The 16,627-nt window shown below is 40.5% G+C and carries 10 protein-coding genes and 1 tRNA gene; all 11 read left to right on the forward strand.

What is annotated here, in order from left to right:
- Positions 1-1,125 (forward strand): elongation factor Tu (tuf, locus tag ABXH34_RS12180; RefSeq protein ID WP_353572158.1); only part of this gene is annotated, 1,125 nt, incomplete at its 5' end.
- Positions 1,126-1,195: 70 nt separating this feature from the next.
- A tRNA-Trp gene (locus ABXH34_RS12185) sits at positions 1,196-1,271 on the forward strand.
- A gap of 90 nt (positions 1,272-1,361) precedes the next feature.
- Entirely contained in the window at positions 1,362-1,736 is a 375-nt protein-coding gene (gene secE / locus ABXH34_RS12190; protein ID WP_353572159.1) for a preprotein translocase subunit SecE, read from the forward strand.
- 1 nt (position 1,737) lies between these two features.
- On the forward strand, positions 1,738-2,277 hold the full coding sequence (nusG, locus tag ABXH34_RS12195) for a transcription termination/antitermination protein NusG (RefSeq protein ID WP_353572160.1): 540 nt from the start codon (positions 1,738-1,740) through the stop codon (positions 2,275-2,277).
- Between the two features lie 80 nt (positions 2,278-2,357).
- On the forward strand, positions 2,358-2,792 hold the full coding sequence (rplK, locus tag ABXH34_RS12200) for a 50S ribosomal protein L11 (RefSeq protein WP_353572161.1): 435 nt from the start codon (positions 2,358-2,360) through the stop codon (positions 2,790-2,792).
- Between the two features lie 2 nt (positions 2,793-2,794).
- On the forward strand, positions 2,795-3,490 hold the full coding sequence (gene rplA, locus ABXH34_RS12205) for a 50S ribosomal protein L1 (RefSeq protein WP_353572162.1): 696 nt from the start codon (positions 2,795-2,797) through the stop codon (positions 3,488-3,490).
- A gap of 270 nt (positions 3,491-3,760) precedes the next feature.
- Positions 3,761-4,297, forward strand: a complete 537-nt coding sequence (gene rplJ / locus ABXH34_RS12210) for a 50S ribosomal protein L10 (RefSeq protein WP_353572163.1) — start codon at positions 3,761-3,763, stop codon at positions 4,295-4,297.
- A gap of 30 nt (positions 4,298-4,327) precedes the next feature.
- Positions 4,328-4,711: a 50S ribosomal protein L7/L12 gene (gene rplL, locus ABXH34_RS12215; RefSeq protein ID WP_353572164.1), complete on the forward strand. Its 384-nt coding sequence runs from the start codon at positions 4,328-4,330 to the stop codon at positions 4,709-4,711.
- Between the two features lie 415 nt (positions 4,712-5,126).
- Complete coding sequence (gene rpoB / locus ABXH34_RS12220) at positions 5,127-9,218, forward strand: DNA-directed RNA polymerase subunit beta (protein ID WP_353572165.1); 4,092 nt, start codon at positions 5,127-5,129, stop codon at positions 9,216-9,218.
- 203 nt (positions 9,219-9,421) lie between these two features.
- Positions 9,422-13,855: a DNA-directed RNA polymerase subunit beta' gene (rpoC, locus tag ABXH34_RS12225; protein WP_353572166.1), complete on the forward strand. Its 4,434-nt coding sequence runs from the start codon at positions 9,422-9,424 to the stop codon at positions 13,853-13,855.
- A 316-nt stretch (positions 13,856-14,171) separates the two neighbouring features.
- Positions 14,172-16,352, forward strand: coding sequence for a primosomal protein N' (locus tag ABXH34_RS12230; protein WP_353572167.1), 2,181 nt, complete (start codon positions 14,172-14,174; stop codon positions 16,350-16,352).
- Positions 16,353-16,627: the final 275 nt, after the last annotated feature.

Consider the following 16,627-nt stretch of genomic DNA (forward strand, 5'->3'; position numbering starts at 1 on the left):
GTCGATCACGGTAAAACCACGTTAACTGCTGCTCTAACTAAGTGTATGGCAGAAAAACATGGTGGTGAATTTAAAGCTTACGACCAAATTGATAACGCCCCTGAAGAAAGAGCGCGTGGTATCACAATCGCAACAGCACACGTTGAGTACGAATCAGAAAACCGCCATTATGCGCACGTTGACTGTCCAGGTCACGCCGATTATGTGAAAAACATGATTACAGGTGCAGCACAAATGGATGGTGCGATCTTGGTTGTATCTGCAGCAGATGGTCCAATGCCACAAACACGTGAGCACATCTTGTTAGCACGCCAAGTGGGTGTACCTTACATCGTAGTATTCATGAACAAAACTGACCAAGTTGATGACGACGAGTTATTAGAATTGGTTGAGATGGAAGTACGTGAATTATTAAGCAGCTACGAATTCCCAGGTGATGATTTACCATTAGTAATGGGTTCAGCATTGAAAGCAGTTGAAGGTGATGCTGACCACGTTCAAAAAATCTTTGATTTAGTTGCAGAGATGGATAGTTACATCCCTCAACCAGAACGTCATATAGATCAAGCTTTCTTAATGCCAATTGAAGACGTATTCTCAATTTCAGGTCGTGGTACGGTTGTAACAGGTCGTATTGAACGCGGAAAAGTGAATGTAGGCGATGAAATTGCCATTGTTGGTATTAAAGATACGACTAAAACAACGTGTACGGGCGTGGAAATGTTCCGTAAGTTGTTAGACGCAGGTGTAGCAGGTGATAACGTTGGTGTTTTATTACGTGGAACAAAACGTGAAGATGTTGAACGTGGTCAAGTATTAGCGAAACCAGGTTCAATTACACCTCATACGCACTTCGAAGCTGAAGTGTATGTATTAGGAAAAGATGAAGGTGGTCGTCATACACCATTCTTCAATGGCTATCGTCCTCAGTTTTACTTCCGTACCACCGACGTAACAGGTGCGGTAGAATTACCAGAAGGAACTGAGATGGTAATGCCGGGTGACAATATCAAAGTCACTGTAAAATTAATTGCTCCAATTGCGATGGAAGAAGGCTTGCGTTTTGCGATTCGTGAAGGCGGTCGTACCGTAGGTGCTGGAGTTGTTTCCAAAGTGATTGAATAGTAGTATAATGTTTCTTTGGATTGTGATTGATTTATTGCAGTCCAAGGAATAAAACTAAAGAGTTCTCTTTAGGCCAGTAGCTCAATTGGCAGAGCGACGGTCTCCAAAACCGTAGGTTGGGGGTTCGATTCCCTCCTGGCCTGCCACTTTTTTGTGGTTATTTTAAGCACTTAACTTATCCTCAAGGCTGATTGATTCATGTCTTTCCAGTCTCCACTGTTTAATAGTTTCTATTTATGAGCACAATTGCAGCAGAGTCAAAGACAACAGACTTTCTAAAATGGGTTGTCGCCATTGTTCTTATTACTGTAGGAATGGTGGGTTTTTACTATTTTTCTGACCAGTCATTGCTTGCACGTGTTGTTGGCTTGCTAGGCTTATCTGGAATTGCTATCTTTTTAGCATCTACCACCGCCAAAGGTCGAGAATCTCTCGTTTTTTTACGTGAAGCGCATACCGAAGTCCGTAAAGTAGTCTGGCCAACACGACAAGAAACCATTCAAACCACTGCTATTGTATTGGGTATGGTATTGTTAGTCGCTATCTTTATCTGGATGTTAGACTCAGCCCTTTTCTGGATTGTGAGCTCGTTAACAGGGCGAGGAAGTTAATATGGCTTTGTGCTGGTACGTGGTTCAAGCTTATTCTGGGTTTGAAAAAACCGTCCAACGCTCCCTTTTAGACCGCATTCAACGTAGCTCGTCTGAATTACAAGAAAAATTTGGTGAGGTTGTTGTACCCACTGAAGAAGTAGTTGAAATGCGTGATGGCAAAAAACATAGAAGTGAAGTGAAATTGCTTCCTGGCTATGTTTTAGTGCAGATGGAAATGGAAGGTGATGCGTGGCATTTAGTCAAAGAAGTGCCTAGAGTTGCAGGATTTATCGGCGGTACACAAGAAAAGCCTGTCCCTATTTCTGATAAAGAAGCTGAGTCTATTTTACAGCGGGTTCAAGAAGGCTCAGAAAAACCACGTCCTAAAGTATTATTTGAAGCTGGTGAAGTTATCCGTGTGACAGATGGACCTTTCAATGATTTCAATGGTGTGGTTGAAGAAGTCAATTACGAGAAAAACCGCTTGCGGGTAGCTGTGATGATCTTTGGTCGTTCTACCCCAGTTGAACTTGAATTTAGTCAAGTTGAAAAAGATTAATATATTACGTTAAGGACTGCTAGTCCCACGATAATTGCACTTGGGGAGCTTAATCGCGTTTGCACCCACTGGAGTTTTACATGGCAAAAAAAGTACACGCGTACATTAAATTACAAATTAAAGCAGGTCAAGCTAACCCAAGTCCTCCTGTCGGCCCAGCATTAGGTCAACACGGCTTGAATATCATGCAGTTCTGCAAAGATTTTAACGCGCAAACTCAAAACATTGAACCAGGTTTACCAACACCTGTTGTGATCACGGTTTATAGTGACAAATCTTACAGTTTTATTTTAAAAACCCCTCCTGCATCCATCTTATTGAAAAAAGCAGCGGGTGTCCCTAAAGGCAGTCCTAACCCAAATACAAATAAAATGGGAACGGTTAATCGTCAGCAATTAGAAGAGATTGCAACTACTAAAATGCCTGATTTGACTGCAGCAGATATGGACGCAGCAGTACGTACTATCGCAGGTAGTGCGCGTAGCATGGGTATCGACGTAGAGGGAGTTATCTAAAGATGGCAAAATTAACTAAACGCTTAAAAGCAATTCGGGAAAAAGTTGACTCAACTAAATTTTACCCAATTGAAGAAGCTTTTGACTTATTAAAATCTTTACCTAAAGCTAAATTTGAAGAATCTATAGACGTGAGTGTGAACTTAGGTGTTGACCCACGTAAATCTGACCAAGTGGTTCGTGGTTCTACAGTCCTACCAAATGGTACAGGTAAAACAGTTCGTGTTGCCGTGTTTACTCAAGGTGCAAACGTTGAAAAAGCCAAAGCAGCAGGTGCTGATATTGTTGGCTTAGAAGATTTAGCCGAGCAAGTTAAAGCAGGTAATCTGAATTTTGATGTTGTGATTGCATCACCTGATTGCATGCGTGTTGTTGGTCAATTAGGTCAAATCTTAGGCCCTCGTGGTTTAATGCCTAACCCTAAAGTAGGCACAGTTTCTCCAAATGTTGAAGAAGCAGTGCGTAATGCAAAAGCAGGCCAAGTACGTTATCGTACTGATAAAGCAGGTATTATTCATTGCTCTATTGGCAAAACGAATTTTGAAGGTCAAGCTTTACTTGAAAACTTGCAAGCATTGTTGGCCGATTTAAACAAAGCAAAGCCAAGTTCTGCAAAAGGGGTGTTTATGAAAAAAATTAGCATCTCTAGCACAATGGGACCTGGTATTGCGGTTGAGAAATCGACTTTAGGTTTATAAGTTCAGTCTAGGAGTGCAAAATTTATTCTGCATGAATACGTTTTGTACTCCTAAATATTGAGTTCTGTAAAAATAATTCTTGGGCTGCTGAGTGCAGTTAGTGTTCAGCAGCCGTCCAAGACCGTAGGTGCTTTCTTAGGAAAGCTTAATACCCTACGTAGACGGCAAGGTGGTAAGCTTCTGAGTTATAGAGGTTTATCTTTGCTGTAACATAAGACAAGAGGAAATCGAGTTTACTTGAAATCCTCTTACTGACCTCAGGAGAAGTACATGGCACTTCGCTTAGAAGACAAAAAAGCCATCGTTTCCGAAGTTGCAGAAGTTGCTGCCAACGCACACTCAGCGGTTATTGCTGAATATCGCGGTTTAACCGTATCAGAAATGACAGAGTTGCGTAAACAAGCGCGCGAGTCTGGGGTATATGTTCGCGTTGTTAAAAATACACTGACAAAAATTGCAGTTAAAGACACTGAGTTTGAGTGTATGCAAGAAGCTTTAATTGGACCATTAGTACTTGCGTTTTCACAAGAAGGTCCTAGTTCTGCGGCTCGATTAATTAAAGATTTTGCTAAAGACCACAAAAATTTAGTTGTTAAAAATGTGGCTTTAGGCGGAAAATTACTCGATGCCAAAGACCTTGATGCGATTGCACAATTACCTACTCGTGATGAAGCAATTGCAAGCTTAATGTCAGTAATGAAAGCAACTATTACGCAATTTGTTCGTACATTGGCAGAACCACACGCGAAATTTGTTCGTACCGTGGCTGCAGTTGGCGAGCAGAAGAAAGAAAACGAAGGCGCGTAGTTTTAACACTTTATTTAAGGAGCTTTACCCATGGCAATTACCCAAGAAGAAATGCTAGAAGCCATCTCAAACATGACTGTGATGGAAGTTGTTGAATTAACTAAAGCAATGGAAGACAAATTTGGTGTTTCTGCTGCTGCAGCTGCGATGCCTATGATGATGGCTGGTGCTGGTGGTGGTGAAGCAACTGCTGCTGAAGAACAAACTGAATTCACAGTATCATTAACTAGCTTTGGTGAGAAGAAAGTTGGTGTAATTAAAGTGATTCGTGGCATTACAGGCTTAGGCTTAAAAGAAGCGAAAGAACTTGTTGAAGGTGCTCCTTCTGCAGTTAAAGAAGGCATTTCTAAAGACGAAGCTGAAAAAGTTAAGAAAGATATTGAAGAAGCAGGCGGTTCTGCTGAAATTAAGTAATTGTTATTTATTTGTAATAATAACATTATCTTAATGAATTGGCTGGTAAGCTTTAGGCTTGCTGGCCTTTTTCTGCTTACAAAATAACCCATTCTATTTAATATTAAATAATTTTCATTATATAAAAAAACCAACCCAATGTTATTACTAAATAAAGCGGACTATAATGCGTAATTTAAAGGGTTTTTCCTATTTTCCAAATAATTGGCACACATTTAGATACTTACACTATTCTAACAAATGCAGACAAAGTTTACAAAACTGATAGCTGCATAGGCGAAAATTAACGCCATTGCCGTCTTTATATTGAAGATTGCACGCTCCTTACCATAGGAGTAAATAGTTTTTAAAGATTTCTGCTTGCTCATTAAGTCATTGTTGCAACAGTCAAATTCTGTTTTAAAACGGAGTTCCCATGACATATTCTTTTGCTGAGAAAAAACGCTTGCGTAAAAGCTTTGGTAAACGTCCCGGTGTATTGGACGTACCTTATCTGCTCGCCACGCAAGTTAATTCTTACCGTGATTTTTTACAACAAAATAAAGACCCCGAACAGCGTCGAGACATTGGTTTGCACGCTGCATTCACCTCTGTATTCCCCATTGAAAGTTATTCAGGCAATGCCGTTTTAGAATATGTCAGCTATCGATTAGGTAAGCCTGCGTTTACGGTTAAAGAATGTCAAGTACGAGGCATGACCTATGCGGCTTCGTTACGAGTACGTGTGCGCTTGGTGATTTACGATAAAGAAAGTAAAGCCGATGCCAAAACTGTTAAAGACATCCGTGAACAAGAAGTTTACATGGGTGAACTACCTTTAATGACCGACACTGGCACATTTGTCATCAATGGTACAGAACGGGTGATTGTATCGCAATTACACCGCTCTCCAGGGGTTTTCTTTGACCATGATAAGGGTAAAAGTCACTCCTCTGGTAAATTGCTTTACGCTGCACGGGTGATTCCTTACCGTGGTTCTTGGTTAGATTTTGAGTTTGACCACAAAGATTGCGTATTTGTACGGATTGATAGACGACGTAAATTACCTGCAACTATCTTGTTACGTGCTTTAGGTTTTGATAACGTCCAAATGTTAGATTTATTCTTTGAAAAGAATACCTTTAGCTATAAAAGCGGTGAATTCTACCTTGATTTAGTTCCTGAGCGTTTCCGTGGTGATTTGGCCAGCTTTGATATTAAAGGCAAAGGTGGTGAAGTTGTGGTGGAAACAGGACGACGGATTACTGCACGCCATATCAAAACTTTAGCCGCTAGCAACATTGAAAAGCTGTCTGTACCACAAGATTACATCATCGGCAAAGTGTTAGCACATGATGTTAAAGCAGCAATGTTATCAGAAGATAAATTCTTAGCTATGGCTAACGATGAAATTACTGAAGATTTGTTAGAATTATTTATTGAAAATGGTATTAATGAATTTGAAACATTATATACCAATGATTTAGATCGTGGCCCTTATGTGTCTGATACCTTACGTATTGACCCCACCACTAGCAAAACTGAAGCGCATATTGAAATTTACCGCATGATGCGCCCCGGTGAACCGCCAACAGCAGACGCGGCTGAATTGTTATTTGGCAACTTATTCTTTAGTTCTGATCGTTATGATTTATCGGCTGTAGGTCGGATGAAATTTAACCGTCGGGTAGGACGTGAAGAAGTCACAGGTGAAGGTATATTATCAACAGATGATATTTTAGCGGTACTCAAAACCTTAATTGATATTCGTGACGGCAATGGTGAAGTGGATGATATTGACCATTTAGGTAATCGTCGAATTCGTAGCGTAGGTGAAATGGCTGAGAACCAATTCCGCATTGGTTTAGTGCGTGTAGAACGTGCAGTCAAAGAGCGTTTAAGCCTTGCTGAATCTGAAAATATTACCCCACAAGAATTAATCAATGCGAAGCCTGTTTCAGCGGCTGTGCGTGAGTTCTTTGGTTCAAGCCAATTGTCACAATTTATGGATCAAAATAATCCATTATCTGAAGTGACACATAAACGCCGTGTTTCAGCTTTAGGCCCAGGTGGCTTAACCCGTGAACGTGCAGGCTTTGAGGTACGTGACGTACATCCAACTCACTATGGTCGCGTATGTCCAATTGAAACACCTGAGGGGCCAAACATTGGTTTGATTAACTCCTTAGCGGTTTATTCACGTACTAATGAATATGGCTTTTTAGAAACGCCTTATCGTCGAGTTGAAAATGGCAAAGTGACCGTTCAAGTGGACTATTTATCCGCGATTGAAGAAGGTCAATATGTTATTGCACAGGCAAATGCAAACTTGGATAAAGATGGCAATCTCGTTGATGAATTGATTAACGCGCGGCATCGTAATGAATCCAGCTTGCACCGTAGCGAAACCATTAATTATATGGACGTATCGCCGAAACAGATTGTATCAGTCGCGGCCTCAATGATTCCATTCTTAGAACACGATGATGCTAACCGTGCTTTGATGGGTTCAAACATGCAACGTCAGGCTGTGCCTACAATTCGTGCTGAAAAACCACTGGTTGGTACAGGCATGGAACGTGCAGTAGCAGTGGATTCTGGTGTGGCTGTAACAGCTCGCCGTGGTGGTGTCGTTGATTCAGTGGATGCAGCACGGATTGTTATTCGGGTCAATGATGATGAAACCCAAGATGAGACTGGTGTTGATATTTATAACCTGACTAAATATGTGCGTTCGAATCAAAACACATGTATTAATCAACGCCCATTAGTACAGACAGGTGACATCGTAGCGAAAGGCGACGTATTAGCTGATGGCCCTTCAACCGATATGGGTGAATTGGCTTTAGGTCAAAACATGTTAGTCGCGTTCATGCCTTGGAATGGTTACAACTTTGAGGATTCAATCTTAATTTCAGAACGTGTAGTACAAGAAGACCGTTTCACATCGATTCACATCGTTGAAATGAGTTGTATGGCACGGGATACTAAGTTAGGCCCTGAAGAAATTACCTCAGATATCCCAAATGTGAGTGAAGCTGCTCTAAGCAAATTAGACGAGTCAGGGATTGTTTACATTGGTGCGGAAGTTAAACCAGGTGATATTTTAGTTGGCAAGGTTACGCCAAAAGGTGAAACCCAGCTTACACCAGAAGAAAAACTACTACGTGCGATTTTCGGTGAAAAAGCGTCTGATGTAAAAGATACCTCATTACGCGTGTCTTCAGGTACATTTGGTACAGTAATTGACGTACAAGTATTTACCCGTGATAGTGTAGAAAAAGACAAGCGTGCTAAAGAAATCGATGCCAGTGAATTAACGGATTATCGTAAAGATTTACATGATCGCTATCGGATTTTAGAAGATGATACATTCAGTCGTTTAGAAAAACAGATTGTGGGTAAAACTGCACTCAGTGGCCCAAGAGGTTTACGCGCTAATGACACGGTAACTAAAGACTACTTAGAGACTTTAAGCCGTGAACAATGGTTCGAAATCAACTTGCAAGAGTTAGAAATCAACGACCAATTAGAAAAAGCCCGTGACCGTTTACAGGGTGAACGTAAGTTGACTGATGAAATGTATCAAGAAAAAGTCAACAAAGTAAAATCTGGTGATGATTTAGCACCAGGTGTACTGAAAATGGTTAAAGTGTATTTGGCAGTTAAACGTCGGATTCAACCGGGTGATAAAATGGCAGGTCGTCATGGTAACAAGGGTGTTGTATCCATGATTGTGCCAATTGAAGACATGCCATATACCGCTGATGGTAATCCAGTTGACATCGTATTGAACCCATTGGGTGTACCGTCACGGATGAACATCGGACAGGTGTTAGAAACCCATTTAGGTTGGGCTGCAAAAGGTGCTGGTAAACGCATTGGCGAAATGTTAGATGCACGACGTAAAGTGGAAGAGATTCGCGAATTCTTAGACAAAATCTACAATAAAATTGGTGGTCAGAAAGAAGATTTAAGTCAGTTTTCTGATGATGAATTGATAGCGATGGCGAAGAATTTACGTGGTGGTGTCCCGACTGCAACTCCTGTCTTTGATGGTGCAAGTGAGCAAGAAATTCGTAACTTGTTAGAATTGGCGGGCTTATCAACCACAGGTCAAACTCAATTATACGACGGTCGTACAGGTGAAGCATTTGAACGTCATGTCACTATTGGTTACATGTATATGCTGAAATTAAATCACTTGGTTGATGACAAAATGCATGCACGTTCTACTGGCCCTTATAGTTTAGTTACGCAACAACCGTTAGGTGGTAAAGCGCAATTCGGTGGTCAGCGGTTTGGTGAAATGGAGGTATGGGCGTTAGAAGCTTATGGCGCGGCTTATACCTTGCAAGAAATGCTCACCGTGAAATCAGATGATGTGAATGGCCGTACTAAGATGTATAAAAACATCGTGGATGGCGATCATCGGATGGAAGCGGGTATGCCTGAATCCTTCAACGTATTGGTTAAGGAGATTCGTTCTCTGGGTATTGATATTGAGTTGGAACAAGTTGGATCTTAACTCTCTCGAATCAGGATTGCTAATCCTTTAAGGATTATGCTCGTTCCCAAGTTCTACTTGGGAATGCCTGCCTACAAAGCTCTGCTTTGCGAGTAAGATAAGTCTGATTGATAGAATAAAACTTGATTAAGAGTGAGAGCCAGTGGCACAAAAATTGGCCTCAACTCAAACATCGCTAATCAAAAAACTTTTGGTGGCACACTATGAAAGATTTGCTAAGCCTACTAAACAGCCAAGGACAGGTTGAGGAGTTTGACCGTATATGTATTGGTCTGGCCTCTCCTGAAAAAATCCGTTCGTGGTCGTTTGGCGAAGTTAAAAAGCCTGAAACAATTAATTACAGAACCTTTAAACCTGAAAGAGATGGACTATTTTGCGCCAAAATTTTCGGGCCTATCAAAGATTATGAATGCTTATGTGGTAAATACAAACGCTTAAAACATCGCGGCGTAGTATGTGAAAAATGTGGCGTTGAAGTCACACAAGCTAAAGTGCGTCGTGAACGCATGGGGCATATTGAGCTGGCCAGCCCTGTGGCACATATTTGGTACTTGAAATCCTTACCTTCACGTATGGGTTTATTGCTTGATATTACTTTGCGCGATATTGAACGGGTATTGTATTTCGAAGCCTATGTAGTAATTGACCCCGGTTTAACCATTATGGAACGTGGTCAATTACTGTCTGAAAATGAATATTTAGAAGCAGTGGAAGAATACGGCGATGATTTCGATGCGCGTATGGGTGCTGAAGCTGTTTACGAGTTATTCCGTACTATTGATCTACCAAGTGAGGTCACTCGATTACGTGAAGAAATCGCTAACACAACGTCTGATACTAAAATCAAGAAATTTTCTAAACGCTTAAAATTATTAGAATCTTTCTTACATTCTGGCAACCGCCCTGAATGGATGATTTTAAAAGTATTACCTGTACTTCCACCTGAATTACGTCCTTTAGTCCCATTGGATGGCGGTCGTTTTGCGACTTCTGACTTAAACGATTTATATCGTCGGGTGATTAACCGTAATAACCGTTTGAAACGTCTGTTAGATTTGAACGCGCCAGACATTATCGTGCGTAACGAAAAACGCATGTTGCAAGAATCTGTTGACGCATTATTAGACAATGGTCGTCGTGGTCGTGCGATTACGGGTTCTAATAAATTACCTTTGAAATCGTTAGCCGATATGATTAAAGGTAAACAAGGCCGTTTCCGTCAAAACTTATTAGGGAAACGGGTAGATTACTCAGGTCGTTCCGTGATTGTGGTTGGACCTACCTTGCGTTTGCATCAATGTGGTTTGCCGAAAAAAATGGCGTTGGAATTATTTAAACCATTCATTTTCAGTAAATTAGAATTGCGCGGTTTAGCCACCACGATTAAAGCCGCTAAGAAAATGGTCGAACGCGAAGGCCCTGAAGTCTGGGACGTATTAGAAGAAGTGATTCGCGAACATCCTGTGATGTTGAACCGTGCTCCAACCTTACATAGATTAGGCATTCAAGCCTTTGAACCTGTGTTAATTGAAGGTAAAGCGATCCAATTGCATCCATTGGTTTGTACCGCGTTTAACGCTGACTTTGACGGTGACCAAATGGCGGTTCACGTCCCATTATCAATTGAAGCACAGCTAGAAGCCCGTGCATTGATGATGTCGACTAACAACATTTTATCACCTGCCAACGGTGAACCTATTATCGTACCATCGCAAGATGTGGTATTAGGTCTGTACTTTATGACCCGTGAAGAAGTGGGTGCTAAAGGAGAGGGGATTATTTTTGCCGACACTAAAGAAGTGCATCGTGCTTATGAAACCCGTGAAGTCAGCTTGAATGCGAAAGTTAAAATTCGTTTACCACAAGCCACACATGATGAACGTGGCCGCCCAATTCGTGATGAAGATGGCAAAATCATTTTAAATGACCAAATCATTGCCACAACCGTGGGGCGTGCATTGTTATTTGATATTTTACCGATTGGTTTCCCATTTGACTTAGCCAACCGTGATTTAACCAAGAAAAATATCTCTAAATTAATTAATGCGTGTTACCGTCGTTTAGGTTTAAAAGACACGGTGATTTTTGCAGATCGCTTGATGTATACGGGTTTTTCTTATGCGACTCGCTCTGGTATTTCAATTGGTATCGAAGACATGAATATCCCAGAGTCCAAACCTGAAATTATTGGTTCTGCAGATAATCAAGTTAAAGAAATTCAAGAACAATACAGCTCAGGCTTGATTACCAACGGCGAACGTTATAACAAGGTCATTGATATTTGGTCACACACCAATGACAAATTAGCCAAAGCAATGATGGAAAAATTAGGTAAAGCGGAACTAGACGGACGTTTCACTAATTTATTAGCTCAACGTGAATCCAGCTTAAAACAAGTTGAAGTAGAACGTCGTGAAGGCAAATTGACTGAAGAGCAACACAAACAAGCAGTCACTGAAATTGAAGCCAATTATCATGCAAAAATCAAAATTGCTGATGATCCAAATGTAGAGTTAAAACCTGAAGATAAAGTCGAAGTCGCTTCATTTAACTCAATCTATATGATGGCGGATTCAGGCGCACGGGGTTCAGCAGCACAGATTCGGCAGCTTGCAGGTATGCGGGGCTTGATGGCAAAACCAGATGGCTCAATCATTGAAACGCCAATTACGGCGAACTTCCGTGAAGGTTTGGACGTATTACAATACTTTATTTCAACCCATGGTGCGCGGAAAGGTTTGGCGGATACCGCATTAAAAACAGCGAACTCAGGTTATTTAACCCGTCGTTTGGTTGACGTGGCACAAGACGTAGTGGTATTTGAAACTGATTGTGGTACGGATAAAGGTTTAGAAATGACTGCCTTAATTGAAGGTGGCGAAGTGGTTGAAGCCTTGCGTGATCGTGTATTAGGTCGAGTGGCTGCCATGGATGTGATTGTCCAATTACCAGAACAAAAACAGCCTTATACTGTGGTTTCCGCTGGCACATTGCTTGATGAATTCTGGGTTGATGAATTAGATAAATATGGTGTTGACCGGATGCGAGTCCGTTCGGCTATTACGTGTCAATCTCGTCATGGTATTTGTGGTAAATGTTATGGTCGTGATTTAGGCCGTGGACATTTAGTCAACATCGGTGAATCAGTTGGGGTTATTGCAGCACAATCCATTGGTGAACCGGGTACACAGTTAACTATGCGGACGTTCCATATTGGTGGTGCAGCATCGAAAGCGGCGGCAATCAGCAATATTCAGATTAAGACCAAAGGTACGGTCAAGTTGCACAATATTAAAGTATTGGAGCAACGCGGTGAACAAACTCAATTTATCGCTGTCTCACGTTCAGGTGAATTGAGTATTCATGATGATTTTGGTCGTGAGAAAGAGCGTTATAAGATTCCTTATGGTGCGGTACTCAGTATTGCTGATGGCGATACAGTTGAAGTGGGTCAAACCTTGGCTACATGGGATCCACATACCCATCCGATTATTACAGAGGTAGAAGGTCAAATTGAATTCACCGACGTAAGTGAAGGCGTTACCGTAAACCGTCACACAGATGAATTCACGGGCTTAAGCAGTATTGAGGTGATCGATCCGAAGCAACGTCCATCGAATGCTAAAGATATGCGCCCAATGGTTAAATTGGTCACAGAAGCGGGTGACGATGTGTATTTTGCGGGCACGAATACTCCAGCGGCTTATTACTTACCACCGAAAGCAATTATTACCGTTGAGCAAAATGTAACTGTCTCAGTTGGTGAAGTTATCGCACGTTTACCTCAAGAGTCTTCAAAAACCCGTGATATTACAGGTGGTTTACCACGAGTTGCAGATTTATTTGAAGCACGTTTACCGAAAGAACCTGCAATTCTTGCTGAGCGTAGTGGTACAGTAAGTTTTGGTAAAGACACTAAAACTAAGCAACGTTTAGTGATTACGGGTGATGATGGCGATGCAATAGAAATTGCGATTCCAAAATGGCGACACATTAATGTGTTTGAAGGTGAGCATGTAGAACGCGGTGAAACTGTGGTTGACGGTGCACCAAATCCACATGATATTTTACGTTTGTTAGGCGTGAGTAATTTAGCTAACTATATTGTGAACGAAGTGCAAGAAGTTTATCGTTTGCAAGGGGTTAAAATCAACGACAAGCATATTGAAGTCATTGTGCGTCAAATGTTGCGTAAAGTGAATATCATGGATCCAGGTGAAACGCGCTTATTGCCGGGTGAACAAGTGGAGCGTTATCGTTTATCTGAAGAGAACGAACACGCAGAAGCTGATAACAAAGTGCCCGCAACATGGGAACATGTCTTGTTAGGTATTACCAAAGCATCATTAGCAACTGAATCCTTTATTTCAGCCGCATCGTTCCAAGAAACTACACGGGTATTAACCGAAGCTTCTGTGAATGGTAAATGTGATGAATTACGCGGCTTGAAAGAAAACGTGATTGTGGGTCGTTTGATTCCTGCAGGTACAGGCTTAGCATATCATCAAGATCGTCGTAGTCAGTATGGTATTGCTGCAACTGAAGGTGCTGCAGCTGATGCTGCGGCGGCAGCCGCTGCGGCGGCTTTAGTTGAGGAAGAAGCAACCTCATCAGAGGAAAATGCTGAAGGAATGTAATTTTTAGCCTTCATTTCTCGGTTTTGAAAAACCTGTCAAGTCGTAAAGATTTGGCAGGTTTTTTTATTTGGGTGCGCTAAGTTTTCTAACAATTTATAAGAAAATCACTTATTGTTTAGAAATCACCCATCCTTCCATAATATATCGTATATAGTCAATTCTACCTTGAGTGTGAGGACTGGCAGTCCTGAAATACTTTAAATATCAAATAGATTTAAAATCTAGGACTGCCAGTCCGTATCATCTTAAAATAAAATGACTATAGTGTAAAAGCTAAGCAATAAAACCTAAACACATATACAGACTATTTATTATCATGCCTTCTATTTTACAAGTCGCTGTGCCTATTGCACTTTATACTGATTTTGACTATTTGTTACCAGCTAATATTTCACCTGATAGAGTACAAATAGGAGTTAGAGTTAAAGTCCCTTTTGGCGGATCACGAAAATTAGTAGGCATTGTTGTTGGCATTAAAGATAAAACAGATGTACCCGCTTCTAAACTTAAATTTATCACCTCACTACTTGATTATAATCCATTGATTCCACTTGAATTATTTCAATTAATCCAATGGGCGATCCGTTATTACCATTACCCGCTAGGTATGACGTTTGATGTTGCATTGCCTAGCTTATTAATGCAGGGAAAAAATACCCCGCTTGAAGCAGTGACTGTCTGGCGATTGACTGAAACTGAGCCAAGCTCTCAGCACAAATTAACTAAGAAACAACAACAGCTTATACAATTATTACAGCAATATCCTCAAGGCATTGCAAAATCAGCACTTGAAGAACAATTTAAAAATACAAGCTGTACATTACAGGCTTTGGAGAAAAAAGGCTTAATTATTCAGGAAGAAACGGGGCAATATACATCAGAACCACAACACTTAACTTTAAACTCATTCCAACAACAAGCGGTTGAGCAAGTATGTGAAAATTTAAACCAATTCTATCCCTGTTTACTTGATGGTGTTACAGGTAGCGGTAAAACAGAAGTCTATTTGCAAATTATTCAACAAGTTATTAAACAAAATAAACAAACCTTATTACTGATTCCTGAAATCAATTTAACGCCTCAAACTGTTGCAAGATTTAGACAACGTTATCAAGTACCTATCGCAGTTATTCATTCAAAACTTTCAGCTAAAGAACGGTTGCAAACTTGGCTTCAAGCCCGTGATGGCAAGATTTCAATTATCATTGGGACACGATCAGCAATCTGGACTCCTTTCCTGCAATTGGGCGTTATCATTGTTGATGAAGAACATGACCACTCCTATAAACAACAAGATTCTTTACGTTATTCTGCTCGGGATATGGCTGTAGTTAGGGCGCAAAAGCTTAATATTCCCGTTATTTTAGGCAGTGCAACACCTAGCTTAGAATCTTTATATAATGCAAAACAAGGGCGTTATCAGCATCTTGCTTTACCCGAACGTGCAGGGGCAGCGGTTCATCCAAAATTTAAAATTATTAATATGCAACATCAGCAAGCTAATTATCCCATTTCTCAAGTTTTACAAAATAATATTCAAGCTTGTTTAGAACAACAGCAACAAGTTCTATTATTTATTAATCGCCGAGGTTATGCACCGATTTTGCGATGTCCAAAGTGTGAATGGACAGCTCAGTGTCGTCATTGTGAAATCAACATGACTTACCATAAAGTGACGCAGAAATTACATTGTCACCATTGCAATACACAACATCCTGTCGATTTAATATGTCCACAATGTCAGCACCCTGAGTTGCAACATAAGGGTCAAGGCACGGAACGAGTTGAAGAAATTTTACAAAATTATTTTCCTGATGCACGGATTTTACGTATTGACAGTGATAGTACCCGTAACAAACATGCAATGTCAGACTTAATAAATCAAATTAATGCGGGCGAAGCTGATATTTTGGTTGGCACTCAGATTTTAGCGAAAGGCCATCACTTTAAAAATGTCACACTTGTTGGTATCATTAATATTGATGGGGGATTATTTGGCATAGACTATCGTAGCGCAGAGCGCATGGCTCAATTATTTACTCAAGTTTCAGGAAGAGCAGGAAGGGTGGAACAACAAGGGCAAGTGATTGTCCAAACATTTTATCCAGACCATCCATTATTAAAATATCTGATTCAGAAAGGTTATCATGCTTTTGCCCATCAACATTTAATTGAACGAGAACTAACAGGCTATCCCCCATTCATTCATTTAGCTGTGTTACGGGCAGAATCTGATACAAAAGAAGAAGCACTACATTTTTTAGAAATGGCTAGATTAGAGGCACAGGATTTAATCAATGATGAAGTCATGCAATTACATTATCCTGTAGAATCTCCGATACAAAAACGAATAGGGAAATATCGCGCTCAACTGCTTCTACAGTCAAGTCAACGAAATATATTGCATGAATCATTAAGACAGTGGTTGCCTAAATTACCAACGTCTGGGCAAAAAATACGTTGGCACTTAGATGTGGATCCCATTGAATTATTGTAGTTTTAACAAAAAAATAATAATCCTTATGAAAGGCATGTAATTTACCTTAACAATTACTTTCTTGCTTTTCTAGTCAAAGTAAGAACAAGTTTGAGCCTAGAGAATGGCAACATCCCTAGGCTTTGTTATCAATTGCTATTGATAATCTAATTTATTTTAACATGTTGATGTTATAGGATATATTTTAATTTTAGCAAGTAGCTATTTGAAAAATGTTTTTTAATTCAATAAATTATACTATATGTATAGTTTTTTCAGCAGTTCTGGTTTTATTT

Source organism: Candidatus Albibeggiatoa sp. nov. BB20 (assembly GCA_016744725.1).
GTDB lineage: Bacteria > Pseudomonadota > Gammaproteobacteria > Beggiatoales > Beggiatoaceae > Albibeggiatoa.